17 protein-coding genes are annotated in these 19,937 nt (G+C 62.9%); 10 read left to right on the top strand and 7 right to left on the bottom strand.

From position 1 onward, the window contains the following. Positions 1–24: 24 nt before the first annotated feature. From P3T21_RS19725 to cysS, 3 genes are all read right to left on the bottom strand, one after another. On the bottom strand, positions 25–996 hold the full coding sequence (locus P3T21_RS19725) for an acetyl-CoA carboxylase carboxyltransferase subunit alpha (protein WP_090530526.1): 972 nt from the start codon (positions 994–996) through the stop codon (positions 25–27). Positions 997–1,102: 106 nt separating this feature from the next. After that, positions 1,103–2,152, bottom strand: coding sequence for a DNA-3-methyladenine glycosylase family protein (locus P3T21_RS19730; protein ID WP_429257628.1), 1,050 nt, complete (start codon positions 2,150–2,152; stop codon positions 1,103–1,105). A 47-nt stretch (positions 2,153–2,199) separates the two neighbouring features. Continuing rightward, complete coding sequence (gene cysS, locus P3T21_RS19735) at positions 2,200–3,597, bottom strand: cysteine--tRNA ligase (RefSeq protein WP_429257629.1); 1,398 nt, start codon at positions 3,595–3,597, stop codon at positions 2,200–2,202. Positions 3,598–3,838: 241 nt separating this feature from the next. Here cysS and P3T21_RS19740 point away from each other — a divergent pair, with 241 nt between their 5' ends. From P3T21_RS19740 to P3T21_RS19755, 4 genes are all read left to right on the top strand, one after another. Then, complete coding sequence (locus P3T21_RS19740; RefSeq protein WP_429257630.1) at positions 3,839–4,549, top strand: tetratricopeptide repeat protein; 711 nt, start codon at positions 3,839–3,841, stop codon at positions 4,547–4,549. A 42-nt stretch (positions 4,550–4,591) separates the two neighbouring features. Continuing rightward, entirely contained in the window at positions 4,592–5,179 is a 588-nt protein-coding gene (locus tag P3T21_RS19745; RefSeq protein ID WP_429257631.1) for a peptidylprolyl isomerase, read from the top strand. Positions 5,180–5,272: 93 nt separating this feature from the next. Beyond that, on the top strand, positions 5,273–5,767 hold the full coding sequence (locus P3T21_RS19750; protein ID WP_429257632.1) for a peptidylprolyl isomerase: 495 nt from the start codon (positions 5,273–5,275) through the stop codon (positions 5,765–5,767). An 82-nt stretch (positions 5,768–5,849) separates the two neighbouring features. After that, the gene (locus P3T21_RS19755) at positions 5,850–6,659 is read left to right on the top strand and encodes a UDP-2,3-diacylglucosamine diphosphatase (protein ID WP_429257633.1); all 810 of its coding nucleotides are present in this window, start codon (positions 5,850–5,852) and stop codon (positions 6,657–6,659) included. A 57-nt stretch (positions 6,660–6,716) separates the two neighbouring features. Here P3T21_RS19755 and cysE read toward each other — a convergent pair whose 3' ends face one another. Together cysE and P3T21_RS19765 are read right to left on the bottom strand one after the other, a co-directional pair. Next, entirely contained in the window at positions 6,717–7,508 is a 792-nt protein-coding gene (gene cysE, locus P3T21_RS19760; protein WP_429257634.1) for a serine O-acetyltransferase, read from the bottom strand. A gap of 217 nt (positions 7,509–7,725) precedes the next feature. Then, entirely contained in the window at positions 7,726–8,544 is an 819-nt protein-coding gene (locus tag P3T21_RS19765) for an RNA methyltransferase (RefSeq protein ID WP_429257794.1), read from the bottom strand. A 305-nt stretch (positions 8,545–8,849) separates the two neighbouring features. Between P3T21_RS19765 and P3T21_RS19770 the strand changes: the two genes are divergently transcribed. From P3T21_RS19770 to P3T21_RS19785, 4 genes are all read left to right on the top strand, one after another. Further along, the gene (locus tag P3T21_RS19770; protein WP_429257635.1) at positions 8,850–9,653 is read left to right on the top strand and encodes an inositol monophosphatase family protein; all 804 of its coding nucleotides are present in this window, start codon (positions 8,850–8,852) and stop codon (positions 9,651–9,653) included. A 94-nt stretch (positions 9,654–9,747) separates the two neighbouring features. Continuing rightward, entirely contained in the window at positions 9,748–11,046 is a 1,299-nt protein-coding gene (gene lplT, locus P3T21_RS19775) for a lysophospholipid transporter LplT (RefSeq protein WP_429257636.1), read from the top strand. 111 nt (positions 11,047–11,157) lie between these two features. After that, positions 11,158–13,827: a DNA mismatch repair protein MutS gene (mutS, locus tag P3T21_RS19780; RefSeq protein WP_429257637.1), complete on the top strand. Its 2,670-nt coding sequence runs from the start codon at positions 11,158–11,160 to the stop codon at positions 13,825–13,827. After that, complete coding sequence (locus P3T21_RS19785; RefSeq protein WP_429257638.1) at positions 13,814–15,130, top strand: hypothetical protein; 1,317 nt, start codon at positions 13,814–13,816, stop codon at positions 15,128–15,130. The genes mutS and P3T21_RS19785 overlap by 14 nt, the downstream gene beginning before the upstream one ends. Here the strand turns inward: P3T21_RS19785 and P3T21_RS19790 are convergent. Beyond that, the gene (locus tag P3T21_RS19790; RefSeq protein ID WP_429257639.1) at positions 15,110–15,652 is read right to left on the bottom strand and encodes an FKBP-type peptidyl-prolyl cis-trans isomerase; all 543 of its coding nucleotides are present in this window, start codon (positions 15,650–15,652) and stop codon (positions 15,110–15,112) included. The genes P3T21_RS19785 and P3T21_RS19790 overlap by 21 nt on opposite strands. A gap of 32 nt (positions 15,653–15,684) precedes the next feature. Between P3T21_RS19790 and P3T21_RS19795 the strand changes: the two genes are divergently transcribed. Both P3T21_RS19795 and P3T21_RS19800 read left to right on the top strand, forming a co-directional pair. Further along, entirely contained in the window at positions 15,685–16,914 is a 1,230-nt protein-coding gene (locus P3T21_RS19795; protein ID WP_429257640.1) for a JmjC domain-containing protein, read from the top strand. 229 nt (positions 16,915–17,143) lie between these two features. After that, complete coding sequence (locus tag P3T21_RS19800; protein ID WP_429257641.1) at positions 17,144–17,425, top strand: hypothetical protein; 282 nt, start codon at positions 17,144–17,146, stop codon at positions 17,423–17,425. 196 nt (positions 17,426–17,621) lie between these two features. On the opposite strand, the gene P3T21_RS19805 is transcribed toward P3T21_RS19800, so the two are convergent. Beyond that, entirely contained in the window at positions 17,622–19,877 is a 2,256-nt protein-coding gene (locus tag P3T21_RS19805) for an ATP-dependent DNA helicase (protein WP_429257642.1), read from the bottom strand. Positions 19,878–19,937: the final 60 nt, after the last annotated feature.

A 19,937-nucleotide genomic window follows, 5' to 3' on the forward strand; every position in this document is an offset into this window, starting at 1 on the left:
GCGCCCTTGAGAACGGACGCCGGCTTATGCGCCGGGCGTCGTTTCCTTGAACTTGCCGTAGGCCATCAGGCGCTCGAAACGGCGTTGCTTCAGGTCCTGAATGCTCATGCCCTGGAACTGACGCAGCGAATCGGCCAGCGCACGACGCAGCATCGCAGCCATACCCTTCGGATCGCGATGCGCACCGCCGAGCGGCTCGTTGACGATCTTGTCGATGAGACCCAGCGCCTTCAGACGATGCGCGGTCAAACCCAGCGCTTCGGCGGCTTCCGGCGCCTTCGCCGCGCTCTTCCACAGAATCGACGCGCAGCCTTCCGGTGAAATCACCGAATAGGTCGAGAACTGCAGCATCAGCACGCTGTCGCCGACGGCAATCGCGAGCGCGCCGCCCGAACCGCCTTCACCGATGATCGTCGCGATGATCGGCGTCTTCAGTTCGGCCATCACGTACAGATTGCGGCCGATCGCTTCCGACTGGCCGCGCTCTTCCGCGCCGATGCCCGGATAGGCACCCGGCGTATCGATGAACGTGAAAATGGGCAGACCGAATTTCTCGGCGAGGCGCATGAAGCGCTCGGCCTTGCGATAGCCTTCCGGACGCGGCATGCCGAAGTTACGCAGTGCGCGCTCCTTCGTGTCACGGCCCTTCTGGTGGCCGATCACCATGCACGGCTGGCCATTGAAACGCGCCAGACCGCCGACGATCGACAGGTCGTCCGCATAGTTGCGGTCGCCGTGAAGCTCGTGGAAATCGGTGAAGAGTTCGCTGACGTAATCGAACGTGTACGGACGCTGCGGATGACGCGCGATCTGCGAGACCTGCCATGGGCTCAGGTTCGCATAGAGATCTTTGGTGAGCTGCTGGCTCTTCTTCGACAGCCGCTCGATCTCTTCCGAAATATCGACGGCCGAATCGTCCTGCACGAAGCGCAATTCTTCGATCTTCGCTTCGAGTTCAGCGATCGGCTGTTCGAAATCCAGAAACGTGGTCTTCATTGGTTGTAATCCTTGGACTTACCGGCAGCGCGTATTCTAACCGCGCTCGGCAATGTCAAAACCCTGTCGCAACTATCAATTATAAGATATCGATAGTTGCGAATTGTTACGCTCTTTCTTGATAGTCGACCGGTAACGGATCGAGACTACGCCACATATACCAGGTTGCGACGGTGCGCCAAGGCTCCCAGTTTGCCGCGACTTCGCGTGCTTCGCTGCGCGTCACCGGCTCGCCGCTGAAGTAGTTCACGCTGATCGCGCGAATCAGGCCGAGGTCGTCGAGTGGCAGGACGTCCGGACGCGACAGGTTGAAGATGAGGAACATCTCTGCCGTCCAGCGTCCGATGCCACGAATCTGCGTCAATTCGGCGATCACGGCTTCGTCTTCCATCGACTCCCACTTGCCCACGTGCAGCGCGCCCGACACAAAGTGTTGCGCCAGATCAAGCACGTACTCGGATTTGCGCTTCGACAGGCCGCACGCCATCAGCTTTTCCTGACCGAGCTTGATGAACTGCTGCGGCACGAGCTTCGGACACGCCGTCTCGACGCGCTGCCAGACCGCCTGCGCGGCCGCCACGGAAATCTGCTGGCCGACTACCGAACGTGCGAGCGTCACGAACGGATCGCCGCGGCTCAACAGATGCACCGGACCGAACTTCGGAATCAGCTTCTTGAGAATACGATCGCGCTTGACGAGATCGGCGCATGCGCGGTCCCAGTACGGTGGACGCGTCACGGCCGGCGCCAGCCCGCCGATCTGCACAGGCACGGCAACTTCGGTCGACGTCGACGCACGGGTTTTGCGCACGACTTCGCCATCATGCAGCGTGTCGCGTGCGAGTTCCTGCACGTCGCCGGCGAGTTCCGGCGGCAACTCGCCATTGCCCCTCACGCGCGACTTGCGCACGGGCTTCGCCACCTTGTGCTGCTTATGCGATGCACCGTTCAGCGCGCGCTTGCCCGCCACCTTCGCGGACAACCCGGTGGACGCCTTCGCCAGCACTTTCGTCGCTGCCGTTCCAACGCTGCCTGCCGCGGTTGCAGCCTTCAGCGAGGGTTTTACGTTACTGCGTGCGCGCGTCGTTTTCACTGCGGCTGTCGCGCTTGTTTGAGACGCGGCTCGTTTAGCCGGCGTCTTCGTGGCCGTTGCCATCCTGCCTCCTGCCTGGCGAGTCGATCAGAGGGATGTTCGGGGCGCGCTCACACGCGGCGCCACTCGGTCAACCCGCCCGGTTTGTCTTCAAGTGCAATACCGGCTTCGAGCAATTCGGCCCGGATCCGGTCTGCTTCGGCATAATCTTTCGCCTGCTTGGCGGCGACCCGTGCTGCGATCTTCGCTTCGATCTCAACGGCATCGAGTGCGCCTTCGTTCGCAGTGCCTGCAGCCTGCTGCAAATAAGCACGCGGCTCGCGACCGAGGAGGCCCAGCAGACCTCCGAGCGCACGCAATTGTCGTGCGAGCGCCGCGTCGCGGGTACGGTTAACTTCGCTGGCCAGTTCGAACAGCACCGACACCGCGACTGGCGTGTTGAAGTCGTCGTTCATCGCGGTCTGGAAACGTTGCGCGTGCGCTTCGTTCCAGTCGAGCGGAGCATCGTCCGGCGTGACGTCCTTCAATGCGGTGTAGAGACGCGTGAGCGCACTACGTGCATCGTCGATGTGCGTATCGCTGTAGTTCAGCGGCGAACGGTAATGCGCGCGCGCGATGAAAAAGCGTACGACTTCGGCATCGTATAGCGCAAGCACTTCGCGGATCGTAAAGAAATTGCCGAGCGACTTCGACATCTTCTCATTGTCGATCTGCACGTAGCCGTTGTGCATCCAGTAATTGACAAACGTTTGCCCTGACGCACCTTCGCTCTGCGCGAGTTCGTTTTCATGGTGCGGAAACTGCAGGTCCTGGCCGCCGCCATGAATGTCGAAATGTTCGCGGAGCAGGCTGCAGCTCATCGCCGAGCATTCAATATGCCAACCGGGCCGGCCGCGACCGTACTTCGAATCCCAGCCGGTATCGGCGGGCTCGTCCGGCTTCGACTGTTTCCACAATACGAAGTCGAGCGGATCCTGCTTCGCGTCGTTCGCCGCGACGCGTTCACCCGCGCGCAGGTCTTCGATCGACTTGCCCGACAGCTTTCCGTAGTTCGCAAACTTGCGCACTGCGTAGTTCACGTCGCCGTCGGTTGCCTGGTACGCGTAGCCGTTCGCTTCGAGTTTCTCGATCATGCCGAGCATCTGCGGAATGAAATCGGTGGCACGCGGTTCGATATCGGGCCGCGCAATGCCGAGCGCGTCCGCGTCTTCATGCAACGCGGCGATAAAGCGGTCGGTCAGCGACTTGATTGTCTCGCCGTTTTCGACCGCGCGTCGAATGATCTTGTCATCGATATCGGTGATGTTGCGTACATACGTGACCTGATAACCCAGTGTACGCAACCAGCGCTGGACGATATCGAAGACCACCATCACGCGCGCATGACCGACGTGACAGTAGTCGTAAACGGTCATCCCGCAGACGTACATCCGCACGATGCCCGCTTCACGCGGCACGAAAGATTGCTTGTCACGCGCGAGCGTGTTGTAGATGCGCAGAGATTCCATAGAGACGATGCGTGGGCCGAAAGAAATCCGCATTGTGTTACGTGCATGCTGCGCCCGCTGCCTCACGACTCAGACGGACACGACAAAGACAGCAGGCAGCAAACCGGTGCATTTAATGCTGCGGTCAGGCTGCATTCAAGGCGGAGACGACCACGAGTGGCGAAAAGACAGTCTGTGGTTCGACGGAACGCGCAGACCTTTTGTTAGAATGGGTCGGAGTATAACACCCAGACCTGAGCCTATGAAACCTTCCAGCGGCCGCGCGCGACGCGCTGCGACCCTCGCCGCGACAGCCTTTTGCGGCGTCGCCTTCATGGTATTGGCGGGTCCCGCCGCGCACGCGCAGGTGAAAGCCGTCGCGGACGGCACGCCGCAGATCGACGCGTCGATCGCGCAGAAAGACTGGGCCGGCGCACTGAAGCAGCTCGACGCGCGCATCGCGTCGAACCCGCGTGACGCGCAGGCGAAGTTCAAGCGCGCCACGGTGCTCGCGCGCCTGAACCGCGACGACGATGCGATCACGGCGTTCACCGAGCTCACGGAAATGTATCCGGAACTGCCCGAGCCGTATAACAACCTCGCCGCGCTATACGCGAAAGAAGGCCGCTATCCGGAAGCCCGTGCCGCGCTCGAAACCGCAACACGCGTCAATCCGAACTACGGCCTCGCTTACGAAAACCTCGGCGACCTGTACCTGCGGCTCGCCGCCGAATCGTACAGGCGCGCGCAGGGCATCGGTCACGCGAGCAGCACGACGCAGCAGCGTCTCGCCGACATCCAGAAAATCGTTTCGCCGCCGCCCGGCGGCAACAAGCCAGCGCGCAAAAGTGCGGCAGCGGTAGACGACTACACCGCGCGCGCCACGACGAATGTGACGGGGAGCCCGAGCTTCCTGTTCGGCGGCCCGACCGGCTCGCTGGCGGTTCCGCCGTACGTCGCGCCGTCGCAATAGGCGCGCTTTCGCCATCCCGTTTTTTCCACCCTGAGGATTTACATGAAATGGTTGATGCTGGCGCTCGGCAGCGCCGCCCTCATCGCGAACGCACCCGCTTTTGCACAAACGGGTTCACAGGCGCAGGCCGCGCACCCGTCCGTCCTCTTCAAGACATCGGAAGGCGACATTCGCGTCGAGCTGTATCCTGAGAAGGCGCCGAAGACCGTCGCGAACTTCCTCGACTACGTGAAGTCCGGCCAGTACAGCGGCACGATTTTTCATCGCGTGATTCCTGGTTTCATGATCCAGGGCGGCGGCTACACGACGAGCTTCGCCGAAAAGCCCACACGCGCGCCGATTCCGCTTGAAAGCCGTAACGGCCTGAAGAATGCTGTGGGTACGCTCTCGATGGCGCGCACGAGTGATCCGAATTCGGCGACGGCGCAGTTCTTCATCAACACGGTGGATAACGCCGGCCTCGACTATCCGAATCCGGACGGCAACGGCTACGCCGTCTTCGGCAAGGTCACGTCGGGTATGGACGTCGTGAAGAAGATCGAAGGCGCACCGACCACGACGCGCGGCCCGATGGCCGACGTGCCGCAGAAGCAGGTCGTGATCGAGTCGGCGACTGTCGTCAGCAAATAAGCGGGTAACACAGACCCACTGGAACACCTCCGCGCGGAGCGGCCTGTGCGCCGTCTGCGCCCTCCACTCACCTGTCAGTCAAAGGATCTCATCATGGTCGAACTGCATACGAACCACGGCATCATCAAGATCGAACTGGATGCCGAAAAGGCGCCGAAGTCGGTTGAGAACTTCCTCAACTACGTGAAGGCTGGTCATTACGACAACACGGTGTTCCACCGCGTGATCGATGGCTTCATGATCCAGGGCGGCGGTTTCGAGCCGGGCATGAAGCAGAAGCCGACCGAAGCACCGATCACGAACGAAGCGAACAACGGTCTGAAGAACGTCAAGGGCTCGGTTGCCATGGCGCGCACGAACGATCCGCACTCGGCTACCGCCCAGTTCTTCATCAACGTGAACGACAACGACTTCCTGAACCACACGTCGCCGACGCCGCAGGGCTGGGGCTACGCGGTGTTCGGCAAGGTGGTCGAAGGTCTCGACGTGCTCGATACCATCCGCAAGGTGAAGACGGGTTCGAAGGGCTTCCATCAGGACGTGCCGGTCGACGACGTGATCATCGAAAAGGCTGTGGTTGCCGAGTAATACCGGCACATCACACAGATAGGAGAGGCGGCCTCAAAGGCTGCCTCTCCCGACATAACGCAGGACATCTCAGGCACCTTCGATGCTGCAAGAAACGCCGCTGCGAAGCGTCGCTGCGGGCGTGCCTGGCGAGGGCAAACGCCCGCACGCCGCGCGCCCGTTTTTTTTCATCTCCGATCTTCATCTGAGTGAGGCGATTCCGCGCACGGTCGCCGCGTTCGAGCATTTCATCCGCGTGACGGCCGACCACGCCGATTCGGTTTTTATTCTCGGCGATCTGTTCGAGTACTGGATCGGCGACGACATGCTCGTCGAGCCTGATAGCGATCCTTTCGCCGCACGGATGGCAGCGTTAATGCATACGTTGTCGGAGCGCGGCATCGCGCTCTACATCATGCATGGCAACCGCGATTTTCTGCTTGGCAAGCGCTTCATGAAAGCGGCGGGCGCGATCTGGCTGCCCGATCCGTTTGTGATCACCGCGTTCGGCACGCGCATCGCGCTCGCGCACGGCGACAGATTGTGTACGGCCGATCGCGGCTACCAGCTGTTCCGCCGCTTCGCCCGCAATCGCGCGGCACAGGCGCTGTTTCTCGCGTGGCCGTTCAGCTGGCGTCGAAAGCTCGCGGAACGGATGCGTTCAGCAAGCGAGGCAGGACGTTCGCGGCCCGTCTCGCCGAAATACGACGCGACGCCCAAAGGCGTCGCTGCGCTGTTTCGAAAGACCCGCACGGCAACGATCATTCACGGCCATACGCACCGCCCCGCCACGCACACCGACCCCGGAGGCACGCGCTGGGTTCTGCCCGACTGGGAACTGGATCACGGCCCGCGACGCGGTGGCTATCTGCGCATCGATTCGGAAGGGTTCAAGCTGCTGCCGCTGGATTGACCCAGACGTCGCGTTCGCACGCACGTGCACGCGTGCGCACGCACGCAACGCTGGATATCAACTTTGCTCAACCTTCCCTTCGATCGCTGCCGACAGGCGGCGCAGATCGATCAGCGCCGCATCCGCACCGTTCAATGCTTCAAGACTCGCGCCGAGCCGCTCCAGTGCCGCGACGATTTCGTCGATGCGCTGCGTCTGCGTGGCCGCGTGATCGATCAGGCCGTGAATCGCGAGTGAGACGGGGTCGTCCGCATTGGGCGTGATGCCATATGCGCAAAAGGCACTGCGCGCAGATGAAGGCTTCGCTTCGTTCACACTCGCTCTGGACGAAGCAGCCGGCACGATCACGCGCGCCGGATTGCCGACCGCTGTGCCGCCGGCAGGCACCGGTTTGACGACGACCGCATTCGAGCCGATCTTGGCGTCAGCGCCAATCGTGAAGCCGCCAAGCACTTTCGCGCCCGCGCCGACGATCACGCCGCGCTCCAACGTCGGATGCCGCTTCGCGCCGCGCGTGAGCGACGTGCCGCCGAGCGTCACGCCCTGGTAGATCGTGCAGTCGTCGCCGATTTCGGCTGTCTCGCCGACCACGACGCCCATGCCATGGTCGATGAACACGCGCCGGCCGACGGTCGCGCCCGGATGGATTTCAATGCCGGTCAGGAAGCGCGCGACCTGCGAGACGAAGCGCGCGAGCCAGCGGCGCTTCGCCAGCCAGAAGGCGTGCGCGACCCGGTGCAGCACGAGGGCGTGGAGGCCCGGATAACACGTGAGGACTTCCCAGGCGCTGCGGGCGGCGGGATCGCGCTCGCGGATCGTGGCGATGTCTTCGCGAAGTCTTTTGAACATGGCAGTCAGGCTGACGTGGGGGTGAGGCATCGTTACCGGTGGCGGCATTGCCGGCCAACGGGCATTGAGCGGTCGGCCATGAATCCAGCCTGACCGCTTTGCTTATGACGTTTTCAGCGATTGTAGGGGGATTGCGCAAACGCTGCTGGAAGCCCGCGTTCGCGGCAAGGTCGTTGGTTCTGGCGATTTTTGCAAAGCGGCGAACGCCGCTTCGAGGCTACTTCCCGGGCGGCTTTACTTTCAGCAGGATGTGTTTGGCGATGCCGCGCACGATGTTGACCTCTTCCCGCTCCAGCCCGGAACGGGCGAAGAGCCGCCGCAGACGCGACATCAGCTTCTTCGGATTGACCGGATCGAGAAAGTCGAGCGCGATCAGCGCGTTTTCCAGATGCACGTACATGCGTTCGATTTCGTCGCTGGCCGCGCGCGCCGAAGCGTTCAAATCTGCACCATCCCTCACGCCGCTGTCAGCGGCTTCCAGGTAGGCCATCCGCAATTCGTACGACAGCACCTGAATCGCCTGCGCGAGATTGAGCGAGCTGTACGCGGGGTTGGCCGGAATATGCGCGAGCACGCTGCAGCGCTCGACGTCCTCGTTCGACAGACCCGTGCGCTCGTTACCGAACACGAGCGCGATTTCGCCATGCGCCGCATGCTCGCGCGCCTGCGCCGCGGCCGCGCGCGGCGTAAGCTGCGGCGGACCGTATTCGCGGGCGCGCGCCGTCAGGGCGATCGACCACTGCACGCCATTCAGCGCGTCGGCGAGCGAGGGCACGACATGTGCCGATGCGAGCACGTCGTCGGCGCCGCTGGCCATCGCGATCGCTTCCGGGTCGCTCTGCACATGGGCGACGCGTGGCGCAACCAGCACCAGCCGCGAAAACCCCATCGTTTTCACGGCACGCGCCGCGGCGCCGACGTTGCCAGGATGGCTCGGCTCGACGAGCACGAAGCGCGTCGACGTAAAACCACCGCGCACGGGCCCGGCGCTATCGGCGGACAGATCGCGGGAAGACGACAACGAGGGGTGCTGGATTTCGGCCACGGATGACAATCGACGAACTGGAGAACCCCTATGGTAGCGCCAACCACCTCGTACGAACCGGCTTTCGGACGGCTTCGCCGGGCGTTGTGGCGCGCGGTGGCTGCCGGATCGGGCCAGACTCGGGTAAAATCACGAAATTCGCGCCGTCTTGAACGTTTCCTGAACGTGCGCCCCGCTCTTCTTCAATTCGTCTCCGTCGACGGAACGCGTGTTTGATCACTTCAAAGCGAACGTTCCGGTTGTTTACAGCTATTACCGGACTGCCGCCGCGGCCGTCCGGCACAAGGATTCCGCTCATGCATCCCATGCTCAACATCGCTGTCAAGGCCGCCCGTCGCGGCGGACAGATCATCAACCGCGCGTCGCTCGATCTGGATCTCGTTCAGGTCAGCAAGAAGCAGCACAACGATTTCGTGACGGAGGTCGACAAGGCGTCGGAAGCGGCGATCATCGATACGCTGAAGACCGCCTACCCCGATCACGCGATCCTCGCCGAAGAATCCGGCAAGTCCGACAACGAGTCGGAATACCAGTGGATCATCGATCCGCTCGACGGCACCACGAACTTCATCCACGGCTTCCAGTACTACTGCGTGTCGATCGCGCTCGCGCACAGGGGCATCGTGACGCAGGCTGTCGTCTATGACCCGACCCGCAACGACCTCTTCACCGCCTCGCGCGGCCGTGGCGCGTTCCTGAACGACCGCCGCATCCGCGTCGGCCGCCGCGACCGTCTGGCCGATGGCCTGATCGGCACGGGCTTTCCGTTCCGCGAAAAAGAGGGCCTCGAAGCGTATAACCGCCTCTTCACCGAAATGACGAATGCGTGCGCCGGCCTGCGCCGTCCGGGCGCCGCTGCGCTCGATCTGGCGAACGTTGCCGCGGGTCGCCTCGACGGCTTCTTCGAACAGGGCATCAACGCGTGGGACGTGGCGGCAGGCAGCCTGCTCGTCACCGAAGCGGGCGGCCTTGTCGGCAACTACACCGGCGATTCGGAATTCCTGCACGTCGGCGAAATCGTCGTGGGCAACCCGAAGATGTATGCGCAGATGGTGCCGATTCTCGGCAAGTACAGCCGCACGAAGCAGCAAGCGGCCTGATGCACGAACGGAAAAGCGGCTTCGGCCGCTTTTTTGTTATGGCGTCGTCGTTGGTCCATCTTTACGCAGCCTGTCGCGCACTCCGGTCCGCTTCATGAAAAAAGGTTTCTACACGATCATTGCGGCACAGTTTGTGTCGTCGCTGGCGGATAACGCGTTGCTGATCGCGGCGATCGCGATCCTGACTGTCATCCAGTCGCCCGCGTGGATCACACCGCTGCTGCAGATCTTCTTCACGATTTCGTACGTGCTGCTCGCGCCCTTCGTCGGTGCATTCGCCGATGCGCTGCAAAAACGCCACGTGATGTTCGTCTCAAACGCGCTGAAGGCTGCAGGCTGCCTGATGATGATCGCGGGCGTCCACCCGATGATCGCGTACGGCGTGGTCGGCTTCGGCGCAGCGGCCTATTCGCCGGCCAAATACGGCATCCTGACCGAACTGCTGCCGGCAGAAAAGCTTGTCGCTGCGAACGCGTGGCTCGAATCGGCTACCGTGCTGTCGACGATTGTCGGCACGATGGTCGGCGGTGCGCTGATCAGCACGCTGGCGACGAAGTTCGTCGCCCACGCGCATCTGCCGATGGTCCACAGCGCCGCCGATCTTGCGATGCTCGCTGTCATGCTGACGTATGCGGCCGCGGCGGTGATCAACATCGCGATTCCCGATACCGGCGCGCGTTACCCGAACCGGCTCACCGAGCCGAAGAAGCTGGTTGGCGATTTCGCGAACAGCTTCAACGTGCTGTGGGCCGACAGGCTCGCGCAGATCGCGCTGTGGGTGACGACGCTGATGTGGGGCGGCGCCGTCACGTTGCAGCTACTCGTGCTCAAATGGGCTGACGTGAACCTCGGGCTGTCGCTACCGAAGGCAGCCGTCATGCAGGGCGTGACGGGCCTCGGGATTGCAGTGGGCGCCGCGGCGGCCGCGGCGTGGGTTCCGTTGCGCGGCTCGTTGCGCGTACTGCCGGTCGGCATCGTGACGGGCGCGGTGGCGATTGCCATGGCGTTCTACAGCAAGGGACTTTTCCCGGCGGGCATGGGCATCAGGATCGGCCCGTTCGTCGCGCCTGTCTATATCGTGCTCGCCTATCCGCTGATGATTCTGCTCGGCGCACTGTCGGGTTTTTTCATCGTGCCGATGAACGCGATCCTGCAGCACCGCGGCGCGACGCTGCTGAGCGCCGGACACTCGATCGCGGTGCAGAATTTCAACCAGAATCTGGCCGTACTGCTGATGCTCGGTGCGTATGCCGTGATGCTGACGGCGAAGATTCCGGTGCAATGGATCATCGTCGTGTTCGGCACATTTGTTACGTTCATGATGTGGCTCGCCAAACGGCGCAGCGCCGTGAATGCGCGCAAGGTGGATATGCGGGCGCTGGTCGAGGAATGACGCCCGACGCGGGTTGCCCGCTTTCTCGCGGAAGACTGGCCATCCGGCCAGGTTCACACGCGACGCAGGCGGGTTAAACTCACGCCCTGAACACCAAGGCACGACATCAGGATGGGCACTCCAATCGCAACTCCCAACGACACCGCCGCACAACACACGCCGATGATGCAGCAATATCTGCGCATCAAAAGCGAACATCCGGGCACGCTTGTGTTCTACCGGATGGGCGACTTCTATGAGCTCTTTTTCGAAGACGCGGAAAAGGCCGCGCGTCTGCTCGACCTCACGCTGACACAGCGTGGCGCGTCGGCGGGTAATCCGATCAAGATGGCCGGCGTGCCACATCACGCCGTCGAGCAGTATCTGGCGAAGCTCGTGAAGCTTGGCGAATCGGTGGCGATCTGCGAACAGATCGGCGATCCGGCCACGTCGAAGGGTCCGGTCGAACGCAAGGTCATGCGCGTCGTGACGCCCGGCACGTTGACCGATGCGGCGCTGCTGTCAGACAAGAGCGACGTGTATCTGCTCGCGATGTGTGTCGGACATAACCGTCGCGGCGTCGCGACGAGTGTGGGGCTTGCGTGGCTGAATCTGGCGAGCGGCGCGTTGCGCCTGGCCGAAGTCGCGCCCGATCAGGTGGCGGCCGCGCTGGAGCGCATCCGCCCCGCCGAGATTCTCGTGGCCGATACGCCGGCGGACGTGAACGGCGTTTCTCCCTCGCCCGGCTCGGGCGCCGTCACGCGCGTGCCTGCGTGGCATTTCGACGTATCGTCGGGCAGGCAGCGTCTGTGCGATCAGTTGAACGTCGCGAGCCTCGACGGCTTCGGCGCGCATTCACTTGCAAGCGCGTGCGGCGCGGCTGGCGCGCTGCTGCTTTACGCGGCGGCGACCCAGGGTCAGCAGTTGCGTCACGTGCGCAGTCTGAAGGTCGAATCCGAGTCGGAATATATCGGTCTCGATCCGGCCACGCGACGCAACCTCGAATTGACTGAAACGCTGCGCGGCACCGAGTCGCCGACGCTATGTTCGCTGCTCGATACGTGCTGCACGACGATGGGTAGCCGGCTGCTGCGTCACTGGCTGCATCATCCGCCGCGTGATGCCGCGATTGCCCAGGCGCGCCAGCAGGCCATCGGCGCGCTGCTCGACGCGCCTGCCGGCGCGAGTCTCGACTCACTCCGCACGGCGCTGCGGCAGATTTCCGATATCGAACGGATCACGGGGCGTCTGGCGTTGCTGTCGGCGCGTCCGCGCGATCTGTCGAGCCTGCGTGACACGTTTATCGCCCTGCCAGAATTGCGCAGGCAGATCGCGCCGCTGGCTGCCGCCTCGGATTCGCTCGCGCACATTGACCTGTCGCTCGAGCCACCCATGGATTGCGTCGAACTGTTGACGCGTGCGGTCGCGCCCGAGCCGGCCGCGATGGTGCGCGATGGCGGTGTGATCGCACGCGGCTATGATGCGGATCTCGACGAGTTACGTGACATCTCCGAGAACTGCGGCCAGTTCCTGATCGACCTTGAAACGCGGGAACGCGCGCGTACCGGTATTGCGAACCTGCGCGTCGAGTACAACAAGGTTCATGGCTTCTATATCGAAGTCACGCGCGGCCAGACGGACAAGGTGCCCGACGACTATCGCCGCCGCCAGACACTGAAGAACGCCGAGCGCTACATCACGCCCGAACTGAAGACGTTCGAAGACAAGGCGTTGTCCGCACAGGAACGTGCGCTCGCGCGCGAAAAGTCGCTGTATGACGCGCTGCTCCAGTCGCTGCTGCCGTTTATCGCGGATTGCCAGCGCGTCGCCTCTGCGCTGGCGGAGCTGGATCTGCTCGCCGCATTCGCGGAACGCGCACGCGCGCTCGACTGGGTCGCACCGACGTTCTCCGAAGGCGCGGGCATCGAAATCGAGCAAGGTCGCCATCCGGTGGTCGAGGCGCAGGTCGAGCAGTTCATCGCCAACGACTGCGCGTTGTCACACGAGCGCAAGCTGCTGCTGATCACCGGCCCGAACATGGGCGGTAAATCGACGTTCATGCGTCAGACTGCGCTCATCGCGCTGATGGCTTATGTCGGCAGCTATGTGCCGGCGCGGCGCGCGCGATTCGGTCCGATCGACCGCATCTTCACGCGTATTGGCGCAGCCGACGACCTCGCGGGCGGCCGTTCGACGTTCATGGTCGAAATGACAGAAGCAGCCGCGATCCTGAACGACGCGACACCGCAAAGTCTCGTGCTGATGGATGAAATCGGGCGTGGCACATCGACCTTCGACGGCCTCGCACTCGCATGGGCCATCGCGCGGCATCTGCTCGCGCACAATGGTTGCCACACGCTCTTCGCGACCCACTACTTCGAACTCACGCAACTGCCCGCCGAGTTCCCGCAGGCGGCGAACGTACATCTTTCGGCAGTGGAACACGGGCACGGCATCGTGTTCCTGCATGCGGTCGAGGAAGGTCCCGCTAACCAGAGCTACGGCCTGCAGGTCGCGCAACTGGCCGGCGTGCCGTCGGCCGTGATCCGCGCGGCACGCCGGCATCTGGCGCATCTGGAGCAGCAGTCGGTGGCCCAGGGCACGCCGCAACTCGATCTCTTCGCCGCGCCTCTGCTGCTGGAGGATGCGGAAGACGAGCCAGACGTCGAGCACGCTCCGCCCACGCACGCCGCAATCGAAAAACTCCGTTCGATCGACGTTGACGGACTGAGTGCGCGCGACGCGCTGCAGCTGCTCTACGAACTGCAACACCTGGCCGACGCGCCGGATGCAGACCGTTGAGCGTACGTGGCATCTGCCCTTCCCGCGCGATGCACGCGCGGCGCTAGCCATCGCGCTGGCATGCAGCGTGATCTTCTGCGCCCTGCCAGCAGCCGCGCATGCGGCGGGCTCACGCTATGCCTTCGCGGTTGTCAGCGGGACGCTGGAGAGCCCGGCCGATGAGGCACCGACGCAGCGTCTGCTGGACGCCATCGGCCGCGACAGCGGCGTGTCGTTCGTCGTCTATGACGGCAATCTGAAAGGCGCAAAGGAAACGTGCAGCGATTCGCTCTACGAGCGGCGGCATACATTGCTCGAAGCGGCGCGTCCGGCGCTCGTGTTCGTCGCCGGCCAGCACGACTGGGCCAACTGCGGCACGGCGCAGGCCGGCGGCTACGATCCCGTCGAACGGCTGGATCTGCTACGGCAGACCTTGTTCGCAGACGCGTCGTCGATGGGCCAGAACCCGATTCCGCTCACGCGCGAAAGCGAGGTCTCGCGCTTTCGTCCGTATCGGGAGAACGTGCGCTGGCAGGTGGAAGATACGGTGTTTCTCGCGCTCAACGTGCCGTCGCCGAACAACCACTATCTGAACGCCGGCGGCCGTAATGGCGAATTCGAAGACCGTGTGATTGCCAATGCATTCTGGCTCGAACATGCGGCCGAATTTGCGAAGCGGCGCGACGCGCGCGCGATTGTTGTTTTCATCCAGGGCGATCCGGATCCCGAACGTTACGAGCGCCCCGACCGCTTCGCATGGCTGCGCTTCACGCGTAACCAGCGTCGCGACGGCTATCTCGAACTCAAACGCAGCCTCGTGAAACTGGCGCAGACATTCCGCGGCCCGGTTCTCGTCATTCATCACGATGACGAGAGCGTGGCTGCCGGATTCCAGATCGATCAACCTTTGCGCAACGACAAGGGCGTGCAGGTGACGAATCTCACCCGCATCGCCTTCGCGCCGCGAGACCGGTTGAATCAGTGGATTGAAATCGATGCTGACACGGCGCGGCGACCGCCGTTCCGTGTGAGCGTGCGAGAGGTGCCGAAGAACATGCCGCTGCCGTCCGTGGCACCGTCGAATGTACATGAGGAGCCGGCGCCATCGATGCCGGAAATTCCATCACTGCCGCCTGAGCCCGACCTGCCGCCGGCGATGCCGATACCAGCGCCCGGCAGCGGGGGAAATATGGGCAACCCCGCGGGTAATCCAGCCGGCAATGCAGCAGGCAATCCAGCAGGAAGCCCGGCTAACCCTGGCAGCCCGAACAATCTGCCCGCTTCCCCCGGCGCGCCTGCAGGCTCAGTGCAGCGTGGGCCCTGATTTGTCTTCTTCTTCGTCGTCATCGTCCTCGTCAAGGACTTCGAGGCCGTCCGCGCCGTGCGCGTGCTCGTGCTGGATTTCGTCCTCGGTGGCTTCACGCACTTCCTTGACGGTCAGTGCAAAGCGCAGCGCCATGCCGGCGAGCGGATGGTTGCCGTCGAGCACGACCTTGTCTCCGGCCACGTCCGTCACGGTGTAGATCAGCGAATCGAGATCTTCGTCGCCCTCTTCCGGCGTGCCTTCGAACTGCATGCCGACTTCGAGCGGCTCGGGAAAGCGATCACGCGGCTCGATCTTCACGAGATCGGGATCGTACTCGCCGAACGCGTCCACCGGCTCGAGCTGAACCTGGGTTTCGAAGCCCGCCTCATGGCTATCGAGCGCTTCCTCGATCTTGGGGAACGTGCCATCATAGCCGCCGTGCAGATAGACCATCGGCTCGTCGCTTTCCTCAATCAGATTGCCCTGCGCATCCGACAGCTTGTAAGCGACCGACACGACGGTGTTCTTTGCGATTTTCATTCGATTCTCCAGAATACAACTCACATTATACGATGCCCAAGCGGCCCCTTGACCACCCGCCAGGCACGGCTTCGGGCCGGAACCTTTCACCGGTTCTGCCGCCCCTGCCCGACACGCCAACGCCGCTCCTCGGCAATCTCACGCCGTCGCAATTCATGCGCCGGTACTGGCAGAAGGAGCCCCTGCTGATCCGTCAGGCCATTCCGGATATCGAGCCACCGCTTTCGCGCGACGCGCTGTTCGAACTCGCCGATCAGGACGACGTCGAAGCGCGCTTGATCACGCACTTTCGCAACAGGTGGCAACTCGAGCACGGTCCGTTCGCGCCCGACGAACTGCCGCCCGTCAAACAACGCGCGTGGACGCTGCTCGTGCAGGGCGTCGACCTGCACGACGACCGTGCCCGCGCGCTGCTCGACCGGTTCCGCTTCGTACCGGACGCGCGCCTCGATGACCTGATGATCTCGTACGCCACAGATGGCGGCGGCGTCGGCGCTCATTTCGATTCCTATGACGTTTTCCTGTTGCAGGTTCACGGCAAGCGCCGCTGGCGGTTCGGCGCGCAGCGCGACCTTTCGTTGCGTCCGGGATTGCCGCTGAAGGTATTACAGCACTTCGAACCCGACGAGGAATGGGTGCTGGAGCCCGGCGACATGCTGTACCTGCCTCCGCACATCGCTCACGACGGTATCGCGGAAGGCGAATGCATGACCTGCTCGATCGGCTTTCGGGCGCCGTCCACGCAGGAGCTGACGGGCCAGTTTCTTTACCATCTGGCCGAACGTGGCGAGGCAGAGGATGCTGCCCGCGAGCTCTATCGCGATCCGAAACAGCCGGCCGTCGTCCATCCTGCCGAATTGCCGGCGGCGCTCGTCGAACGGGTTGGCGCGATCCTTGCAGAAGTGTCATGGAATGAGCGTGACATCTCCACCTTCCTCGGTACTTATCTGAGCGAGCCGAAACCGAACGTCGTATTCGATCCACCCGCGCGGCCATTGACAGAGACGCGATTTATCGAGCGTGCATCGAAAAGTGGCATCCGGCTCGATCGCAAGTCGATCCTGTTGTATGACGCCCGTTTTTACTTCCTGAATGGGGAAGAAAACAGGCTTGCAGGCGTCAAAAAGTGGCTGATTGAACTCGCAGACACACGTTTCATGAGTGCGAAACGCTTTGTAACACTCTCCGACGATTCGTCGGTGACAGCACTGCTACACGAGTGGTATTGTGCGGGCTGGATACAGGTAGGCGAGCTTGCCTAGGTCCGTCTACGTGTAATACCGTACCGATAAAATTTGTATGAGAAAGACAACGTATTGACCCCGGATTTATCGACGGTCGATACGAAAGTGCATATAATTTCCGCCCAAGCCGTAGGGAAGATTCACGCTCATGAAGTGCGTCTCCACCAGCGGCCCAGGTTGGTGTTGGAGCACATTACCGGTAATATTTTGCGCTGTTGCTTACCTTTAACCATAAAAGGACGTGATCATGAAGAAATCCCTCCTCGTAGCATCCCTGTTGGCAGCTGTGGCACTGGCTGCATGCAACAAGAGCAGCGATCAGGCAGCTGCCCCGGCTAGCGACGCTGCTGCTGCTTCGGCTCCGGCCGCTGCAGCTTCGGACGCAGGCGCTGCTGCTTCGGGTGCTGCTGCTGCTGCGAGCGACGCTGCTGCTTCGGCTTCGACGGCTGCATCGGATGCAGGCGCTGCTGCTTCGGACGCAGGCGCTGCTGCTTCGGCAGCTGCTCCGGCTTCGGGCGCAAGCCAGTAAGCTGTAGTGAAGGGTTCGCCTCTGGGCGAATACCGCATCGGGAGGTCTACCCGACTTCCCGCGCGGTAAAGCAAAACGCCACGGATTTACATCCGTGGCGTTTTGCTTTGGTGGACCCGCTTTTGCAGTCCATCGCATGGTTTGCCGATCGAAAAGACGCGTCACTCGAACGCGCCCCGCACTCATGCGTCGCGCATCAGTTCGACGGAGAAACCTCTTCCGCGAAAAACTCGCGTACGACTTCAATCTCGCGCGTGCGTTTGAACGGCGGCAGGCTCTGCCAGATGCGCCGGCCGTACGGTTTGTCGACCAGTCGTGTGTCGCAGATCATCAGCACGCCACGATCGGTTTCCGCGCGAATCAGACGTCCCGCGCCCTGCTTCAGCGTGATCACCGCCTGAGGCAACTGGTGAACCGCAAACGGACTCAGTCCCTTCTTCGTCAACGCATCGAGACGCGCCGACAGCACAGGGTCATCCGGTGGCGCGAATGGCAGTTTGTCGATGACTACCAGCGACAGCGCATCGCCTCGCACGTCCACGCCTTCCCAGAAGCTCTGGCTGCCCACGAGTATCGCGTTGCCATACGAACGGAAGCGCTCCAGCAATTCCGTACGGCTCGCATCGCCCTGCACAAGCAGCGGATAGTTCCAGCCGCGCGATTCGATCGTGTCACGCAGTTTTGTGGCGATGCGATCGACCGCGCGCAATGTCGTACACAGCATGAACACGCCGCCGCCGGAGGCTTCGATCGCAGGTAGCGCGGCATCGAAGACGGCATCGGTGAAAGCGGGCGAGGAAGGCTGCGGCAGATTGCGCGGCACATACAGCAGACCTTGTGTGGCGTAATCGAACGGGCTCGGCAACGTCATCGAACGGCGCGCGTTGAGACCCATCTGCGCAGCGTAGTGCGTGAAGTCGCCGCGCACCGACAACGTCGCCGATGTGAAGATCCAGGCGCGCGGCACACCGGCGCGCTGCTTCGCAAAAATCGGCGCAACCGACAACGGCGTTTCGTGCAACTGCACCGTGTGCGAGAACACCTCGATCCAGCGGACTTTTTCGTTCGGATCGGTTGCGTCTTTCGACTTGTCGTCGCTGGCCGCTTCGCGTTCGACGTCGGTCGGCGGTGTTGTCCAGCCGGCGAGTATGCCCTGAAGCTCGCGCGCGCGACGCAGACACGCACCAATCGATTCGGCCCGTTCCGCATGACCCGCGAGCGATGTCGCCAGCGCGTCGAGTTCCGTTTCAAGTGCTTCGAGCGCGGCGAAAAGCGGATGATCGTCGGGCAGTTGTCCGATCGACATCCGCACCGAGTCTTCCCTGAACGCGAGACGCACATCGCGCGCCGCGCGTTCGAGCGCGCCGCCGAGCTTTACCCATTCGACGGCGTCGCGCGCATGGCCGAGACCTTCGGCCACGGAATCGCGCGCGAGTTCGAGGAACTGCGCGGTCGATAACGTCTCGCCGAAGAACAGCGTTGCCGTTTCGGGCAGTTGATGCGCCTCGTCGAAGATGATCGTGTTCGCCGTCGGCAGCAGTTCGGCCATGCCGGTGTCGCGCAACATGATGTCCGCGAAGAACAGATGGTGATTCACGACGACGATATCGGCCTGCTGCGCCTCGCGACGCGCCTGCATCACAAAGCAGTCCTTGTAGTGCGGACACTCCTGACCAAGACAGTTTTCGCGCGTCGACGTCACCATCGACCACACCTGCGCTGTTTCCGGCACGCTCGCGAGTTCGGCTTTGTCACCGGTGCGCGTGATCTTCGCGAACCGGACGATGTCCTGCAGATACGACGTTTCCTGCCGCGAAGGCAGACGGCCGTTGTCGGCCGTACGTTGCAGGTAGTAGTGGCACAGGTAGTTCGCGCGACCCTTCAGCATCGCGACCGACACAGGCACCGCGAGCGCGTCGCGCACGGTCGGGATATCGCGCTGGAACAGCTGGTCCTGCAGGTGCTTCGTGCCGGTCGAGACGATGACCTTGCCGCCCCACAGCATCGCAGGCACGAGGTACGCGTAGGTCTTGCCGGTACCCGTGCCCGCTTCGACGATCAACGTGTTCTCGCTGCCATCGGTCGCACTGTCCGCGTCCGGCGATTTCGACGCATCCACAGCGGCTGACGTTTCTGCAGTCGAAGCAGTGCCCTGCAGACGCCGCGCGGGACGCTTCTGCGCCTCGAACATCGCGGGTTCCGGGAGCGCCTTGCCCGAGGCTTCCATCGCGGCCGCGACGGCACGCGCCATCTCGATCTGCGAGGCACGCGAACGATAGCCGTCGATCTGCCGCGCGAGCAGGCCGTCAGCGGCAAAGATATCGTCGAGCTGGGTGACGCGCTTCGGGGTCAGCGCAGCCGCAACGGCGCCGTCTGCAGCGCGCTTATCGCGCGGCGCGGATGCGTCGTCGCCCGCAGGCGGACGGGATGAAGAAACAGACGGTGAATTCAAGGCAAGCGATTCCTGCAAAATCCGGTGCGCGCGGGGCGACCCGGCGCCTGCCAGGTCGCG

This window comes from Paraburkholderia sp. GAS334, from assembly GCF_050436625.1.
Taxonomy (GTDB): domain Bacteria; phylum Pseudomonadota; class Gammaproteobacteria; order Burkholderiales; family Burkholderiaceae; genus Paraburkholderia.